Raw genomic sequence first — 15,386 nt, forward strand, 5'->3', positions numbered from 1 at the left:
GTGCACCTGCAAACTGCAAGAACAATAACCCGTACGACGCGCGCCGCGTCAATAGGATGCGGTATCGATCCGGTTGAGGGTTGTTGCGACTACTCCGGCCGCACCAACGGGAACAGGATCGTTTCCCGAATTCCCAGGCCGGTGAGCGCCATCAACAGCCGGTCGATTCCCATTCCCATACCCCCGGCCGGCGGCATTCCGTACTCCATCGCGCGGAGGAAGTCCTCGTCCAGCCGCATGGCCTCGTCGTCGCCCCGGGCGGCGAGCTGCGCCTGGGCCAGCAGCCGCTCCCGCTGCACCACCGGGTCGACCAGCTCCGAGTACGCGGTGCCCAGCTCGAAACCGAGCACGTAGAGGTCCCACTTCTCGGCCAGCCCCGGCTCGCTGCGGTGCGCGCGGGTCAGCGGGCTGGTCTCCACCGGGTAGTCCCGGACGAAGGTGGGCGCCTCCAGGCCGGGGACCACCAGTTCCTCGAACAGCTCCTCGGCCAGCTTGCCGGGTCCCCACTTCGGGTCGACGGCGAGGTCCACCTTGTCGGCGTACTCGACCAGCCGGGCCCGTTCGGTGTGCACGGTCACCTCTTCGCCGAGCGCCTCGGAAAGCACCCCGTAGAGAGTCACCGAACGCCACTCGCCGCCCAGGTCGAACTCCCGGCCGTCGGCGTGGGTGACCACCGTCGAGCCACTGACCGCGATCGCCGCCCGCTGGACGAGATTGCGGGTCAGCTCGGCCATCGTGTTGTAGTCGCCGTACGCCTGGTAGGTCTCCAGCATCGCGAACTCCGGCGAGTGCGAAGAGTCGACGCCCTCATTACGGAAGTTGCGGTTGATCTCGAAGACCCGCTCCACGCCGCCGACCACGGCACGCTTCAGAAACAGTTCCGGCGCGATTCGCAGATACAGATCGGTGTCGAGCGCATTGCTGTGGGTCACGAATGGGCGGGCCGCCGCGCCACCGTGCAGCAACTGCAGCATCGGCGTCTCCACCTCGATGTAGCCCTGCTCGTGCAGCGAATCACGCAGACTGCGTACGGTGGCCGCGCGGGTGCGGACCATCTGGCGCGCCTGCGGCCGGACGATCAGGTCGACGTAGCGCTGCCGGACCCGGGCCTCCTCGCTGAGCGGCTTGTGCGCCACCGGCAGCGGGCGCAGCGCCTTGGCGGTGACCACCCACTGCTCGGCCAGGACCGACAGCTCGCCCCGGCGGCTGGTGATCACCTCGCCGGTCACCCCGACGAGGTCGCCGAGGTCCACCAGGCGCTTCCAGTCCTCCAGCCGCTCCGGGCCGATCCGGTCGAGGGAGAGCATCGCCTGCAGCTCGGTGCCGTCACCGTCGCGCAGGGTGGCGAAGCAGAGCTTGCCGGTGTTGCGTACGAAGATCACCCGCCCGGTGACCGAGGCCCGGTCGCCGGTGGCGGTGTCGGTCGGCAGGTCGGCGTACTTCTGGCGGATCTCGGCCAGCGTGTGGGTGCGCGGGAATCCGACCGGGTACGGCTCCACGCCGTCGGCGAGCATCCGGTCCCGCTTCTCCCGGCGGACCTTCATCTGCTCGGGAAGGTCGTCGGCGGGATCCACTGGCACGGGCTTCTGCTCGGTCACGGCACGCTTCCTCAGAGGGAGATGTTCGGCGGGGTCAACCCCCGAGCGTACTCAAGCACCCAGTCGCCGGTTACCGGATAACCTGCCCGGCATGACCGACCCCACTCAGGCGCTGTCGTTCGGGACGGTGGCCGCCGACTACGACCGGTTCCGGCCCCGCTATCCGCGGGAGGCGGTCCGCTGGGCGCTCACCGGCCTGGCCCCGTCCGCCCGGGTGGTGGACCTGGGCGCCGGCACCGGCATCCTCACCCGCGCGGTGCTGGCCCTCGGCCACCAGGTGGTGCCGGTCGAGCCCGACCCCGGGATGCGGGCCCAGCTCGACGCGGTGACCCCGGGCACCGTCGCGCTGGCCGGCAGCGCGGAGTCCGTGCCACTGCCGGACGGTACGGCCGACGCGGTGGTCGTCGGCCAGGCGTACCACTGGTTCGACCGGGAGCGGGCGCACGCCGAGATCGCCCGGGTGGTGCGGCCGGGCGGCGTCTTCGCGCCGATCTGGAACGTCCGGGACGAGGAGGTCGCCTGGGTGGCCGAGCTGAGCCGGATCGCCCACATCGGGGACAGCGCGGGGAACGTGATCGAGAAGTACGCCGACTTCGGCGCCGACTTCGGGCCGATCGAGCTGGGCCGGTTCGCCCACACGAGCACGCTCACCCCCGGTGAGGTGATCGAGCTGCTGCACACCCGCTCGTACTGGCTCACCGCACCGGCGAAGGAGCGCGGGAAGATCGACCGACAACTGCGTGACCTCTTCGCCACCCACCCCGACCTGGCCGGGCGGGACACCGTCGAGCTGCCGTACCAGACGCTGGTGTTCCGGTCCCGCCGACGCTGAACCACCGGCGGTCGCCGGGCGCCCGATCGGCGGAGAAGGCAGGCCGGACCGCCCGGGTCAGACGTTGCGGTCGTAGACCATCCGCAGGCCGATCAGCGTGATCATCGGCTCGTGGTGGGTGATCGTCCGGCACTCGTTGATCACCAGCGAGGCCAGCCCGCCGGTGGCGATCACGGCCCGCACCTCGCCCAGCTCCTCGGTCATCCGCTCGACGATCCGGTCCACCTGGCCGGCGAAGCCGAAGTAGAGGCCGGACTGGAGGCACTCGACGGTGTTCTTGCCGATCACCGAGCGGGGCCGGGTGGCCTCGACCTTGCGCAGCTGGGCCGCGCGGGCGGCCAGCGCGTCGAAGGAGATCTCGATGCCGGGGGCGAAGGCACCGCCGAGGAACTCGCCCCGGCCGCTGATCACGTCGAAGTTGGTGGTGGTGCCGAAGTCCACCACGATCGACGGCCCGCCGTAGAGGGTGTAGGCCGCCAGGGTGTTGACCACCCGGTCGGCGCCCACCTCCTTCGGGTTGTCGATGGCGAGCTGCACCCCGGTCCGCACCCCGGGCTCCACGATCACACTCGGCAGGTCGGCGTAGTAGCGGGACAGCATGGTGCGCAGCGAGCGCAGCGCGGCCGGCACCGTCGAGCAGGCGGCCACCCCGGTGATCTCGACGGCGTCCCCGGCGAGCAGGCCCCGGAACTTCAGCCCCAACTCGTCCGCCGTCGAGCGCGCATCGGTCTTGATCCGCCAGGAGTGCACCAGCTTGTCGCCGTCGAAGGTCGCCAGCACGGTGTTGGTGTTTCCGATGTCGATGCAGAGCAGCACGCCCGAAGCCTAGACAACGCGGCTACGGGCGGGCGCGCAGCGGCCGACGAACCGTATCCTGGACGGATCGCGGCATGAACATAGGTCTATCCACGGCTGGGCCGGACGGGGAGCGGACATGTCGGGGATGTGGTGGGCCCGCGGGCGCAACACGTTGCGCCGGCGCCGTCGGCATGTGCTGGTGCTGGCCGCGCTGACCGGTGGCGCGCTCTGGATGATCGTGCAGTCCTGGCGCTCCGGGCAGACCTTCCGCGGCGACCTCTACCTCAACATCGGCGCCGCCCTGATCATGACGCTGCTGACCTACGTGGTGCTCAACCCGCTCTTCCGCGAACTCCAGACGGTGAGCATCATCGAGCACCCCCGGCTCGACCGGGACGCGCTGATCGAACGGGTGGCCAACTGCCGGGAAGCCGTGGCGATCCTGGAGACGTTCACCAGCATGCTGGAGGGGCCGTACACCAACCGGTTCCTCTCCGCGCTGCGGGTCGCGCTGGCCAACGGGGCGACGGTCCGGGTGCTGCTGCTCGACCCGGACTCGCCGGCGGTCCGGCTGCGGGCCGAGGAGCTGCGCCGCTCGGACGCGGCCATCGCGATCATGAACAACCTCTTCCACTTCGGCCGGCTCCAGCAGCAGCTGCCGCCGGCCTCCCGGTCCCGGCTCCGGGTACGCCTCTACAGCACCGCGCCGTCGGTGCAGATGTACCGCTGGGACGACAAGGCGTACATCTCGTTCTTCCCGGTCAGCGGCAAGACCTTCGACGCCCAGCAGATCGAGGCGTTCGTCAACACCCCGCTCGGCGAGTTCGTGGACGACCGGTTCACCGAGCTGTGGGAGACCGCCCCGGTACGCGACCTCGACTCCTGCCTGAGCCTGCAACTCTGCCTCCGCCAGGACGGGCGCGACCTGGAGACCTGCGAGGCCCGCTACGTGCGGGTGGACGGCACCTGGTACATCGCCGGCAGCGACCTGGTCCGGAACGTGGCCCGGCACGGGTTGGCCGGGCTGAGCGTGGTGCTCCAGCGGCCGGAGGCCGCCGGCCAGACCTTCGCCCTGGGCGAGGCCGACGAGCTGGAGCCCGGGATCTACCACCGCGCGCTCCAGCTCTTCCGGGCCAAGTACGGCCTGGACCACCGGGACGACACCGAGAACCAGGTGATCTTCAACCTGGTGGGGCCGGCCGCCCTGCCCACCCGGGCCGCGGCCTGAGCCGACCGGCGCGGCGACCCGATCCACCGCGCCGGCCAGCCCGTGGTGACCGCCCGGCGGCCGACGCCGCCGTCGGCCGGAGCGTCACTCGGTGCGCAGGTCCATCGCGATGTCGAGGATCGGCGAGGAGTGGGTCAGCCCGCCGACCGAGAGGAAGTCGACGCCGGTCGCCGCGTACCGGGCGGCCACCGCCAGGGTCAGCCCGCCGGTCGCCTCCAGCTCGGCCCGGTCGCCGACCGCGGCCACCACCTCGGTCAGCACCTCCGGCGTCATGTTGTCGCAGAGCAGGAAGTTCGCGCCGGCCTCGACCGCCTCCACCGCCTCGGCCAGCGTGGTCACCTCCACCTGCACCGGCACGTCCGGGAACGCGTCCCGGACCCGCCGGTACGCCGGGGTGATGCCGCCGGCCGCCAGCTTGTGGTTGTCCTTGATCATGGCGACGTCGTGCAGCCCCATCCGCTTGTTCGTGCCGCCGCCGGCCCGGACCGCGTACTTCTCCAGAGCGCGCAGGCCCGGGGTGGTCTTGCGGGTGTCGAGCACCATCGCCTTGGTGCCGGCCAGCGCGTCCGCCCAGGCCCGGGTGTGGGTGGCCACCCCGGACATCCGGCAGAGCAGGTTGAGCGCGGTCCGCTCGGCGGTGAGCAGCAGCCGGGTCGGCCCGGTCACCGTGGCCAGCACGTCGCCGCGGGCCACCCGCGCGCCGTCCCGCGCGACCAGCGACACCTCGACCGTACGCGCGCCGCCGGTCACCTCGCCGACCAGCTCGAACACCGTGGCCGCCACGGCCAGCCCGGCCACCACGCCGTCCGCGCGGGCCACCAGGTCGGCCGTGTCCATCTGCTCGACCGGGATGGTGGCGACGCTGGTGACGTCCAGGAAGTCCGGGCCCAGGTCCTCGACCAGGGCGTCCTCGACCACCCGGCGCACCCGGGCCGGGTCGAGCCCCGCCGCCCGCAACGCCCGCTCGGTCGACTCCGTCATCGCGTCTCCTCCCACTCCTGCGCCAACCGGCCCTGCGCCCCGATCGCACCGACCAGGTGGCCCAGCCACCGCTCGTCGGCCGTCGGGAAGTCCTCCCGCCAGTGGCAACCCCGGGTCTCCCGGCGGGCGTACGCGGCGGCGACCAGCGTCGACGCCACCGTGACCAGGTTCGTCGCCTCCCAGTCGGCGGTGCGCGGGGTGCCCCGTCCGGCGCCGACGTCGCCCAGCGTCGCCGCGGTCTCCGCCAGCGTCGCCGCCGAGCGGAGCACGCCGGCGCCCCGGGTCATCGCCCGTTGCAGCACCGGGGTCGCCGCGGCCGGCACCACCCAGCCCGCGCCGCCGACCCAGGCGCCGGTCGGCGCCGGCTGTGCCTGCTCGGGCAGGCCGGTGGCGACGTGCTCGGCGATCCGCCGGGAGAAGACCAGCCCCTCCAGCAGCGAGTTGCTGGCCAGCCGGTTCGCGCCGTGCACGCCGGTGCAGGCCACCTCACCACAGGCGTACAGGCCGGGGATGGAGGTGCGGCCGTGCAGGTCGGTGCGGACGCCGCCGGAGGCGTAGTGCGCGGCCGGGGCGACCGGGATCAGGTCCACCGCCGGGTCCACCCCGATGGCCAGGCAGGACGCCACGATGGTGGGGAACCGCTGGGCCAGCCAGTCCCCGCCGAGGTGCCGGGCGTCCAGGAAGACGTGGTCGGCGCCGGTGGCCAGCAGCACCCGGTGGATGCCCTTGGCCACCACGTCCCGGGGGGCCAACTCGGCCAGTTCGTGCTGGCCGACCATGAACCGTTTGCCGTCGGCGTCGACCAGGTGGGCGCCCTCGCCGCGCAACGCCTCGGAGACCAACGGCTGCTGGGCGTGCCCGGCGCCGGGCACCCGGACCTGCTCCGGCACGATCAGCGCGGTCGGATGGAACTGGACGAACTCCACGTCGGTCACGGCCGCGCCGGCCCGCATGGCCAGCGCCACCCCGTCGCCGGTGGACACCGCCGGATTGGTGGTGGCCGCGAAGACCTGCCCCATCCCGCCGGTGGCCAGCACCACCGCCCGGGCCAGGATCGCGCCGACCCCGTCCTCGCTGCCCTCGCCGAGCACGTGCAGGGTAATCCCGCAGGCCGGGCCGAGCCCGCCCGGGCCGTCACCGGGCGCCCGGAGCAGGTCCAGCACCAGGGCGTGCTCGACCAGCCGGATCCACGGGTCGCGGCGTACCGCCGCGTGCAGCGCCCGCTGCACCTCGGCCCCGGTCGCGTCGCCACCGGCGTGCACGATCCGGTTGGCCCGGTGCCCGCCCTCGCGGGTCAGCATCAGCGAACCGTCCGGGTTGCGGTCGAACTCGGCGCCGATCCGCATCAGCTCACGCAGCCGGGTCGGCCCCTCCTCGACCAGCACCCGCACCGCGGCCGGGTCGCAGAGGCCGACCCCGGCGACCTCGGTGTCGACGGCGTGCGCGGCCGGGGTGTCGTGCGGGTCGAGCACCGCGGCGATGCCGCCCTGCGCCCAGCGGGTCGACCCGTCGTCGATGTTGACCTTCGTGACCACGGTGACGTGCAGCCCCGCCTCCCGCAGGTGCAGCGCGGCGGTGAGCCCGGCCACCCCGGAGCCGACCACGATCACGTCGGTGGTCTCCACCCAGCCGGGGGCGGGCGCGACCAGCAGCGACGGCAGGGCCGGCAGGGCCGGCAGGTCGAGCGTCGGAAGGTCCATGCCCCCAGTCAACCCGAACGCCCCTCGCCCGGGGCGGCGGGGGCGGGACGAGTGGTTTGGGATACGCCGTCCGGCTACCGGGTGCGCACCGGCAGGCCGGCCGGACCGGCGCCCTTGAGCGAGCCGGTCACCGTACGGTCGCTGAGCCAGAGGTGGCAGCGGACCCCCCGGTCACCCACCCGCCACCGCCCGGCTCCCGGCGGGCGGACCACCACCCCGCTGCGGAAGCGCAGGTCCGCGTCGTTGGGCACGCCGACGTACCGGGCGAGGACCGAACGGCAGCCGGCGTAGAGCGGCAACCAGTCGGCGTCCCGGCTCGGGTACGGCAGGTCCGGCGCCCGCCACACCCCGACGAACTCGGCGTCGTGGCGGGTGGCGCACTCCACCGGAAGCAGCGACCCGACGGCCCCGCCCCGGCCGCCGCGGGTCCGCTGGCAGCCCAGCCGCAGCGGGGACGCGCCCCGCAGCGCGTCCCGCAGGCTGCCGGTGCGGGTCACCACGGTGGCCGCCGCCTCGACCGTGGTGAGTTCGGTGAGGTCGCAGCGGAACCAGCGGGAGCCGGCCGCCCAGCCGGGCCCGGAGGGCACCGCGACCGCCAGCCGCAGCCGCCCGACCCGCCACTCGTCGCCGACGTACTCGCTGGCCCTGCCGTCGCACTCGGCGAACGCGCCGCGCAGCTCGGTCGAGCCGCTGGCCGGCGGGGTCGCCCGGGCGGCCGGGAACGCGCCGACGTGCACCGTCTCCACCCGGTGCGGGGCGGCGCAGTCCACCGGCTGGTACGCCGACAGCGGCACCACGTCGGTGAAGTCCGCCTCGTGGCAGACCCCGGCGGCCGGGGTGAACGGCCCCGGCGCGGGCAGGGCGGCCCAGTCGTCGACCAGGTCGCCGTCCAGCCCTCCGGCGCCGCCGCAGCCGGCCAGCAGGGCGCCCGTGACGACAGCTGCGAGCAGGGTGGTCATCGCACGGCGCATCCGCGGCCTCCCCCAACCACCGACCGTCTTCCGACGGTGTGCTCAGGGTAACCAGGAATGACCTTCCGGTGACAGACCGGAGGCGGGGTCGGAAACCTGCCACCGGTGACGGGACGGTCGGGCGGCCGGCCGCCGACCGGAACGGCTCAGACGGCGGCGAACGGGCTGGGCACCGGGTCGCCGGCCATGCCCGGGGCCACCCCGGCCGGGTCGGCGCCCAACTCGATCACCCGGTTGTCCGCGTCCACGTGCACCACCCGCGGCTGGTACGCGCGGGCCTCGGCGTCGTCCATCTGCCCGTACGAGATCAGGATGACCAGGTCGCCCGGGTGCACCAGGTGCGCGGCGGCACCGTTGATGCCGATCACGCCGCTGCCCCGCTCGCCGGGGATGACGTACGTCTCCAGCCGGGCGCCGTTGGTGATGTCCACGATCGCCACCTGCTCGCCGGGGAGCAGGTCCGCGGCGTCCAGCAGATCCTGGTCCACGGTCACCGAGCCGACGTAGTGCAGGTCGGCCTGGGTCACCGTGGCCCGGTGGATCTTCGACTTGAGCATGGTCCGCAGCATCGGGGTGCCTTTCACGCGTGCGTGGTGGGGTTCGGGATCGCCGGGGCGAGCCGGATCGCCGTGTTGTCGATCAGCCGGGTGTTGCCGACCCAGGCCGCGATGAGCAGCCGGGCCGGGCCGGCGACCGGTCCCGGCTCCAGGTCCGGGTCGGTGAGCACCAGGTAGTCCAGCCGTGCGCCGGGCGTACCGGCACCGAAACCGGCATGGGCGGCGGCCAGCACGGCGCCCGCGTCCAGCCCGCGGTCGGCGGCCTCCGCGCCGGCCCGCAGCGCCGCCGAGAGGCTGAGCGCGGCCTGCCGCTCGGTCGGCGAGAGGTAGCGGTTGCGGCTGGACAGGGCCAGCCCGTCCGGCTCCCGTACGGTCGGCACGCCGACCACTTCGACCGGCACGTCGAGGTCGCGGGCCATCCGCCGCACCAGGGTCAGCTGCTGGTAGTCCTTCTCGCCGAAGAACGCCAGGTCGGGGCGGGTCAGCTGGAGCAGCTTCAGCACCACGGTGAGCACCCCGTGGAAGAAGCCGGGCCGGCTGTGCCCCTCCAGGTCCTCGCCGAGCTGGCCCGGATTGACCCGGACCCGGGGCTGGCCGTCCGGGTACATCTCCGCCACCGAGGGGGCGAAGACCAGGTCGGCGCCGGCTCGCCGGCAGACCTCCAGGTCGGCGTCGAGGGTACGCGGATAGCGGTCGAAGTCCTCGTTCGGGCCGAACTGCAACGGGTTCACAAAGATGGTGACCAGCACGTGGTCGGCCCGCTCCCGGGCGGCCCGCAGCAGCGCCTCGTGGCCCGAGTGCAGGGCGCCCATGGTCATCACGACGCCCACGGTGCCCTTCAGCCCGCCGCGCGCCGCGGCCAGCTCGGCCCGGGTGTGCACCAGTTCCGTCACGCGGCACCTCCGCCGGTCGTCACCTGCTCGCTCACGCGGCGACCTCCCGCGCCGTGTCGGCCAGCACGCCGAGCAGCGACTCCGCGTCGACCGGGCGCAGCCGGCCGGCCGCGATGGCCCGGTCCGCGGTACGCCGGGCCAGCGCCAGGTACGGCGCGACCGACTCCGGCGCGGTGGCGGCCAACCGGGCCAGGTGCCGCTCCACCGTGCCGGCGTCGCCCCGGGACACCGGGCCGGTCAGCGCGTCGTCGCCGAGCCGCAGCGCGTTCTCCAGGGCGGCCCGCAGCAGCGGGGCGAGCACCTTCTCCGGCTGGGCCACCCCGGCGTCGCGCAGCCGGTCGGCCGCCTCGTTGACCAGGGTCACCAGGTGGTTGGCGCCGTGCGCCAGCGCCGCGTGGTAGAGCGGCCGGTCCGCCTCGCCCACCCACTCGGGCACGCCGCCGAGATCGGCGACCAGCCGGGCGGCCAGCGGGCGCAGCTCGGCCGGCGCGGTCACCCCGTACGAGATGCCGGCGAGCCGGCCGAGGTCGTCCGGCGTACCCGTGAAGGTCATCGCGGGGTGCAGGGCCAGCGGGCGAGCGCCCACGGCGGCGGCCGGCGCCAGCACGGCCAGCCCGTGCGCGCCGGAGGTGTGCGCGACCACCTGGCCGGGCCGGAGCGCGCCGCTGTCGGCCAGGCCGGCGACCACCCCGGCCAGCGCGTCGTCCGGGACGGCGAGCAACAGCAGGTCGGTGGCCGCTCGGGCCACCGAGGTGGCGGAGCGGCGGGGAACGCCGGGGAGCAGCAGGGCCAGCCGGGCACGGCTGGCGCCGGAGACGCCGGCGGCGGCGACCACCCGGTGACCGGCGGCGGTCAGCGCCGCGCCCAGCACGGCACCGACCCGGCCGGCGCCGATGACGCCGACGGTGAGGAAGCGGGGGGTGGTGGCCGGGGCGCCGGCAAGGGCGCCGCCCGACTGTGCGGCGGCCCCGCGCGGGGCGGCCGGACGCGGGCGCAGCGGTGCGCTCATGGCAACGATCCAGTCCTCGAGAAGGGGTACCGGTCGCCGCAAGTATGCGCCGGGGCAACGATGCCGAAACAGGATGTGTGAAAACCTTCACCAACCGGGCGACCGGCCCCCTCCGGTGGCGCGGCGCGGCCCGCTGTGCGGGGTACCTACCGGTGATCGTCTGACGTTCAGAAGGTGTCCGGACGCGGCTGCGACCTTCTCCCGATCAGAGGATCACGGTCGAACTGCCGGGGCAGGCGGCGGCGGGGGTGGGGTGAGCCCGGGTCGGCGTAGGGTCGGGCGGTGACGCACGCCGAGAGCTGCGCCGAGCAGAGGTCGACCCGATGGCGGGCCGCGATGGGCCAGGCGCTGTACGGGCCGGGCGGGTTCTTCGTCTCCGGCTCCGGCCCGGCCGACCACTTCCGCACCAGTGTCCACGCCTCACCGGCGTTCGCCGCCGCGCTGCTGCGCCTGCTCGAACAGGTCGACGCCGCCCTCGGCCACCCCGAACGGCTCGACGTCGTCGACGTCGGCGCTGGTCGCGGTGAGCTGCTACGGACCCTCGCCACGTTGGCCGCCGCTTCCAACGATGCTGTGGGGTTCGCCGTCTCCGGCGACGTCGGGGGCGCGGTGGCGTCCGCCGGTTCCGGTGGCGTCGGGGGTGCGGGGTTCGTCGCTTCCGGCGGCGTCGGGGGTGCGGGGTTCGTCGCTTCCGGCGGCGTCGGGGGTGCGGGGTTCGTCGCTTCCGGCGGCGTCGGGGGTGCGGGGTTCGTCGCTTCCGGCGGCGTCGGGGGTGCGGTGGGGGTTTCCGGGGAGCCCACCCGCTCCGGGCGGTCAGGCTTGATCCCTCCGCGGGCGGGCTCCCCGGAAACCCTGACTCCTCCGGCCGCCGTCCGCCCGGCACCCTCCCCCGGATTCTCACCCGCCGTCGGTCCGGCGAGCGCTGCGCTGCCTGCCCCCGCCGGTTCGGCACGGTTCCCTGCGTCGGGGCCTGCCGTCGATGCGGCGACTTCCGCTGCCTCCGCCGCCGCATCGCTCGGTGCACCGTCCGGCGGGGTCGCTGACCGGCAGCCGCTCGTTCGGCGGTTGCGGCTCACCGCGGTCGAGCTTGCTCCCCGACCCGATGACCTGCCCGCCGAGATCGCCTGGTCCGACGAGATTCCCTCCGGGGTCGTCGGGCTGCTCGTGGCCACCGAGTGGCTCGACAACGTGCCGCTCGACGTGGCGGTGCACACCGGCGACACCTGGCGCTATCTGCTGGTCGATCCGCTGACCGGCGAGGAGAGCGTGGGTGGGCAGGTCAGCCCGGAAGACGCCGAGTGGCTGGCGACCTGGTGGCCGGTTCCCGGCGGCGACCTCGCCGAGCACGACGTCAGCCTGCCGGGACAGACCGGGACCGGCTCTCCTGGGTCGACCGGGTCGGGTTTCCGGGCAGCCCGGCCGGCGGAGGGATCAAGCCTGACCGCCCGGAGCCGGTCGGGCTGCCCGGAAACCCCTACGGCAAGGCGCGCCGAGATCGGGCGGACCCGCGACCAAGCCTGGGCGGAGGCGGTGCGGAAGGTCGACCGGGGGCTGGCGGTGGCGGTGGACTACGGGCACCTGCGGGAGAACCGGCCGGTGGACGGGACGTTGACCGGGTACCGGGGTGGCCGGCAGGTGCCGCCGGTGCTGGACGGGTCGTGTGACGTGACCGCGCACGTCGCCATGGACTCCGTCGCGTCCGCCGGTGAGCGGGTCGCCCAGTGTGCGTACGCCCTGGGGTCGCAGCGGGAGGGGCTGCGGGCGCTCGGGGCCGACGGCGGCCGACCGCCGCTGAGCCTGGCCGCCAGCGACCCGGCCGGGTACGTGCGGGCGCTGGCCGCCGCGTCGGCGGTGGCCGAGCTGACCGACCCGGCCGGGCTCGGCGGGCACTGGTGGCTGCGCCAACCGGTCGGCATCGATCCGGCGCCGTTCATGGCACGATGACGGGCATGACGACGGACGCCGGCGACCTCCGCGAGCTGACCGTCGGCACCGGAGCGGGCCTGGTGGCGGGCACCGGCGGAGAGCAGCTCGGCACCGACATGGTGCTCAACATCGGGCCGCAGCACCCCTCGACGCACGGCGTGCTCCGGCTGCGGCTGGTGCTCGACGGCGAGCGGGTGGTCTCCGCCGAGCCGATCGTCGGCTACATGCACCGGGGTGCCGAGAAGCTCTTCGAGGTACGCGACTACCGGCAGATCATCGTGCTGGCCAACCGGCACGACTGGCTCTCCGCCTTCGCCAACGAGCTGGGCGTGGTGCTCGCGGTCGAGCGGCTGATGGGCATGGAGGTGCCGGAGCGGGCGACCTGGCTGCGAATGGCCCTCGCGGAGCTGAACCGGGTGCTCAACCACCTGATGTTCCTCGGCTCGTACCCGCTCGAGATCGGCGCGATCACCCCGATGTTCTACGCCTTTCGGGAACGGGAGACCCTCCAGGCGGTAATGGAGGAGGTCTCCGGCGGCCGGATCCACTACATGTTCAACCGGGTCGGCGGGCTGAAGGAGGAGGTGCCCTCCGGCTGGACCGGCCGGGCCCGCGCCGCGATCGGCGAGGTACGCCGGCGGCTGCCCGACCTGGACAACCTGATCCGGCGCAACGACATCTTCCTGGCCCGCACCGTCGGCGTCGGGGTGCTCTCGGCCGCGGACGCCGCCGCGTTCGGCGCGTCCGGTCCGGTCGCCCGCGCCTCCGGGCTCGACCTGGACCTGCGCCGCGACGAGCCCTACCTGGCCTACGACCAGCTCGACGTGCCGGTGGTGACCAAGACCGCCGGGGACTGCCACGCCCGCTTCGAGGTGCTGCTCGACCAGGTGTACGCCTCGCTCGACCTCGCCGAGCAGTGCCTGGACCGGGTGGACCGGCTGACCGGGCCGGTGAACACCCGGCTGCCCAAGGTGCTCAAGGCGCCCGAGGGGCACACCTACGCCTGGACCGAGAACCCGCTCGGAATCAACGGCTACTACCTGGTGTCCCGGGGCGAGAAGACGCCCTGGCGGCTCAAGCTGCGCACCGCCTCGTACGCGAACGTGCAGGCGCTGGCCACCCTGCTCCCCGGCTGCCTGGTGCCGGATCTGATCGCCATCCTCGGCTCGATGTTCTTCGTGGTCGGCGACATCGACAAGTGACCGCAGGACGGCCGGGCGGGTCAGCGCCACCGGCCTACGCCAGCGGTCAGCGCCGGCGGTCAGCGCCGGCGGTCAGCGCCAGCGGGTTGCGGGCTCCGCCGCCGGTCAGCGCCACCGGCCTACGCCAGCAGTCGGCGCCGGCGGTCAGCGCCAGCGGTCGGCGGAGCGGGCGCCGCCGGCGCGGGGCGAGTCGTCCTGCGGCGGGTAGCCGTAACGCTGCTCCTCGGCGCGCGGCCGCCACCGCTCCGGCGCGGGCTCGGGCTCGTAGCCGCGCGACGGCTCCGGCTGGTGGCCGCGTGACTCGGGCTGGTGGCCGCGCTGCCGCGGCGGGCGCCACTCGTCCGGCACCGGCACCCCGCCGACCGGCAACGCCGGCCGGTCCTCCGGCTCGGCCCAGCCCTCGCGCCACCCCTCGGCGTCGTCCCGGTCGTGGCCCCGCCGGGCGCTCGCCCAGCGGTCCGCCACCCGGTACTCGGTGCCGCCCGCGTCGGCGAGCACCTCCGCACGCCGTTCCCCGACCCGCACCTCACGGCCGTGCTCGTCGTCGCGCACCGCTGCCCAGCGGTCACCGGCGCGCAGCCGCGACCAGTACTCACCACCCTCGGCGTCCTCGTCCGCCTGGTACGACCGGTCGCGTCCGGCCGGCTCGCGCCAGCCCGGTTCAGCACCGCCGGCCCAACCGCGGTCGTCCCGCTGATCGGACCAGCCGGGCTCGTCACGCCGGTCGGACCAGCCCCGGTCCTCGCGCTGCCCGGACCGGTCCCGCTCGTCCCGTTGGGCCGACCAGCCACGGTCGTCGTTCCGGTCGCCGTACCCGGACCAGGAGCGGCCGTCCGGTTCGGCACCGCCCCACGACCGCTCCTCGCCACCCGGGGCCCACCCGCCGCCGTAGCGGCTGCCGGAATCGCCGGGCACCCCGGCGGCGCCGTCCACGATGGTGTGCCGGGTGGTGACGTGCACGGTCTCGGTGTGCCGGACCACCCCGAGCGGGCGGGCCGCGGCCTCGGCGCGGCCGTCGGGTTCCGCCGGCCGGGCCGCGCCGTACACCCCGGTGCTCGGCCGCTCGCCGCCGCCGTACACCCCGCCCGAGGAGCCGTACCGGGCGGCCGGCTGCGGCCGGCGGGCTTCCTCGTCGTCGCGTGCCGGCTGCCCCCAGCGCGGCGCCGCCTCGTCCGGTACGCGGCCCCGGGCGGCGGCCGGCTCCTCCGCCGGCTCGGCGGCGGGCACCCGGGCGCGGCCGGCGTCGGCCTGGTCGTCACCGGCCAGCGCGGCGCTGCTGGCGTCGAGTCGCCGGCGCAGCGCGGCGACCGCCTCCTGGGCCCGCTGCGCGTGGTCGAGCGCCTGGTTGCCGCGCTGCGCCGCGGCCACGATCTCGCCGCGCAGCTCGCGCCGCAGCTGCTCGATCTCCTCCAGCAGCTCCTCGGTGTCGCCGTGGCCGCCGCCGTCGGGGCGCAACGCGATCGACAGGCCGATCAGCACCACGGCCAGGATGGCCAGCACGGCGGCGAACCGCAGCGGCCCGTTGCCGTCGGCGACCAGCAGGATCAACGCCGCCACCGGCGCCAGCGCCACACCGATCCAGAACAGGGCGGTGAGCAGGGACGGATTGCGCTTGTCGGCGGGGGCGACCGGGGCTGGCATGGGTGTGCAGCCTACCGAGAGTTGCCGTGCCTGGGAACGGCCCGAGGCAT

At 74.5% G+C, this 15,386-nt stretch carries 13 protein-coding genes and 1 pseudogene; 5 read left to right on the plus strand and 9 right to left on the minus strand.

The annotated features are described in order from the left end of the window. Positions 1-89: 89 nt before the first annotated feature. Complete coding sequence (lysS, locus tag GA0070609_RS27015) at positions 90-1,598, minus strand: lysine--tRNA ligase (protein ID WP_088996394.1); 1,509 nt, start codon at positions 1,596-1,598, stop codon at positions 90-92. Positions 1,599-1,689: 91 nt separating this feature from the next. Between lysS and GA0070609_RS27020 the strand changes: the two genes are divergently transcribed. After that, entirely contained in the window at positions 1,690-2,430 is a 741-nt protein-coding gene (locus tag GA0070609_RS27020) for a class I SAM-dependent methyltransferase (RefSeq protein ID WP_088996395.1), read from the plus strand. A gap of 57 nt (positions 2,431-2,487) precedes the next feature. Here the strand turns inward: GA0070609_RS27020 and GA0070609_RS27025 are convergent, their stop codons facing one another. Further along, positions 2,488-3,246 (minus strand): type III pantothenate kinase, encoded by a 759-nt coding sequence (locus GA0070609_RS27025; protein WP_088996396.1) that lies wholly within the window; start codon positions 3,244-3,246, stop codon positions 2,488-2,490. Positions 3,247-3,364: 118 nt separating this feature from the next. On the opposite strand from GA0070609_RS27025, the gene GA0070609_RS27030 reads away from it, so the two are divergent. Then, positions 3,365-4,456 carry an acyl-CoA synthetase family protein gene (locus GA0070609_RS27030; protein WP_157748306.1) on the plus strand — a complete coding sequence of 364 codons (1,092 nt, stop codon included), beginning with the start codon at positions 3,365-3,367 and terminating at the stop codon, positions 4,454-4,456. A gap of 84 nt (positions 4,457-4,540) precedes the next feature. Here the strand turns inward: GA0070609_RS27030 and nadC are convergent, their stop codons facing one another. The 6 genes from nadC to GA0070609_RS27060 form a co-directional block, all read right to left on the minus strand. Further along, positions 4,541-5,437: a carboxylating nicotinate-nucleotide diphosphorylase gene (gene nadC / locus GA0070609_RS27035; protein ID WP_088996398.1), complete on the minus strand. Its 897-nt coding sequence runs from the start codon at positions 5,435-5,437 to the stop codon at positions 4,541-4,543. Then, positions 5,434-7,137 (minus strand): L-aspartate oxidase, encoded by a 1,704-nt coding sequence (locus tag GA0070609_RS27040; protein ID WP_088996399.1) that lies wholly within the window; start codon positions 7,135-7,137, stop codon positions 5,434-5,436. The genes nadC and GA0070609_RS27040 overlap by 4 nt, the downstream gene beginning before the upstream one ends. A 74-nt stretch (positions 7,138-7,211) precedes the next feature. Then, positions 7,212-8,108, minus strand: a complete 897-nt coding sequence (locus GA0070609_RS27045) for a septum formation family protein (RefSeq protein WP_088996400.1) — start codon at positions 8,106-8,108, stop codon at positions 7,212-7,214. 146 nt (positions 8,109-8,254) lie between these two features. Then, the gene (gene panD / locus GA0070609_RS27050) at positions 8,255-8,677 is read right to left on the minus strand and encodes an aspartate 1-decarboxylase (protein ID WP_088996401.1); all 423 of its coding nucleotides are present in this window, start codon (positions 8,675-8,677) and stop codon (positions 8,255-8,257) included. 11 nt (positions 8,678-8,688) lie between these two features. Next, the gene (panC, locus tag GA0070609_RS27055) at positions 8,689-9,558 is read right to left on the minus strand and encodes a pantoate--beta-alanine ligase (protein WP_088996402.1); all 870 of its coding nucleotides are present in this window, start codon (positions 9,556-9,558) and stop codon (positions 8,689-8,691) included. A gap of 31 nt (positions 9,559-9,589) precedes the next feature. Beyond that, positions 9,590-10,567: a Rossmann-like and DUF2520 domain-containing protein gene (locus GA0070609_RS27060; RefSeq protein ID WP_088996403.1), complete on the minus strand. Its 978-nt coding sequence runs from the start codon at positions 10,565-10,567 to the stop codon at positions 9,590-9,592. Between the two features lie 336 nt (positions 10,568-10,903). Here GA0070609_RS27060 and GA0070609_RS27065 point away from each other — a divergent pair. The 3 genes and pseudogenes from GA0070609_RS27065 to GA0070609_RS27075 form a co-directional block, all read left to right on the plus strand. Next, a pseudogene (locus GA0070609_RS27065) lies at positions 10,904-11,137 on the plus strand (SAM-dependent methyltransferase); the annotation flags it as partial. Between the two features lie 282 nt (positions 11,138-11,419). Then, a complete protein-coding gene (locus tag GA0070609_RS27070; protein ID WP_408630682.1) occupies positions 11,420-12,511 on the plus strand; it encodes an SAM-dependent methyltransferase in 1,092 nt (363 codons plus the stop codon). Next, entirely contained in the window at positions 12,508-13,695 is a 1,188-nt protein-coding gene (locus GA0070609_RS27075; RefSeq protein WP_172899418.1) for an NADH-quinone oxidoreductase subunit D, read from the plus strand. Before GA0070609_RS27070 ends, GA0070609_RS27075 begins: the two co-directional genes overlap by 4 nt. Positions 13,696-13,839: 144 nt before the next feature. Here the strand turns inward: GA0070609_RS27075 and GA0070609_RS27080 are convergent, their stop codons facing one another. Further along, positions 13,840-15,336, minus strand: a complete 1,497-nt coding sequence (locus GA0070609_RS27080) for a hypothetical protein (protein ID WP_231928427.1) — start codon at positions 15,334-15,336, stop codon at positions 13,840-13,842. Positions 15,337-15,386 lie beyond the last annotated feature (50 nt).

Origin of the sequence: Micromonospora echinaurantiaca (assembly GCF_900090235.1) — a bacterium.
Classification (GTDB): Bacteria; Actinomycetota; Actinomycetes; order Mycobacteriales; family Micromonosporaceae; genus Micromonospora; species Micromonospora echinaurantiaca.

Excerpts from the sequence above, each read along its gene's own strand:
- GA0070609_RS27020 (WP_088996395.1), top strand. The coding sequence starts at position 1,690 with ATGACCGACCCCACTCAGGCGCTGTCGTTCGGGACGGTGGCCGCCGAC.
- GA0070609_RS27030 (WP_157748306.1), top strand. The coding sequence starts at position 3,365 with ATGTCGGGGATGTGGTGGGCCCGCGGGCGCAACACGTTGCGCCGGCGC.
- nadC (WP_088996398.1), bottom strand. The coding sequence starts at position 5,437 with ATGACGGAGTCGACCGAGCGGGCGTTGCGGGCGGCGGGGCTCGACCCG.
- GA0070609_RS27040 (WP_088996399.1), bottom strand. The coding sequence starts at position 7,137 with ATGGACCTTCCGACGCTCGACCTGCCGGCCCTGCCGGCCCTGCCGTCG.
- GA0070609_RS27045 (WP_088996400.1), bottom strand. The coding sequence starts at position 8,108 with ATGCGCCGTGCGATGACCACCCTGCTCGCAGCTGTCGTCACGGGCGCC.
- panD (WP_088996401.1), bottom strand. The coding sequence starts at position 8,677 with ATGCTGCGGACCATGCTCAAGTCGAAGATCCACCGGGCCACGGTGACC.
- GA0070609_RS27060 (WP_088996403.1), bottom strand. The coding sequence starts at position 10,567 with ATGAGCGCACCGCTGCGCCCGCGTCCGGCCGCCCCGCGCGGGGCCGCC.
- GA0070609_RS27075 (WP_172899418.1), top strand. The coding sequence starts at position 12,508 with ATGACGGGCATGACGACGGACGCCGGCGACCTCCGCGAGCTGACCGTC.
- GA0070609_RS27080 (WP_231928427.1), bottom strand. The coding sequence starts at position 15,336 with ATGCCAGCCCCGGTCGCCCCCGCCGACAAGCGCAATCCGTCCCTGCTC.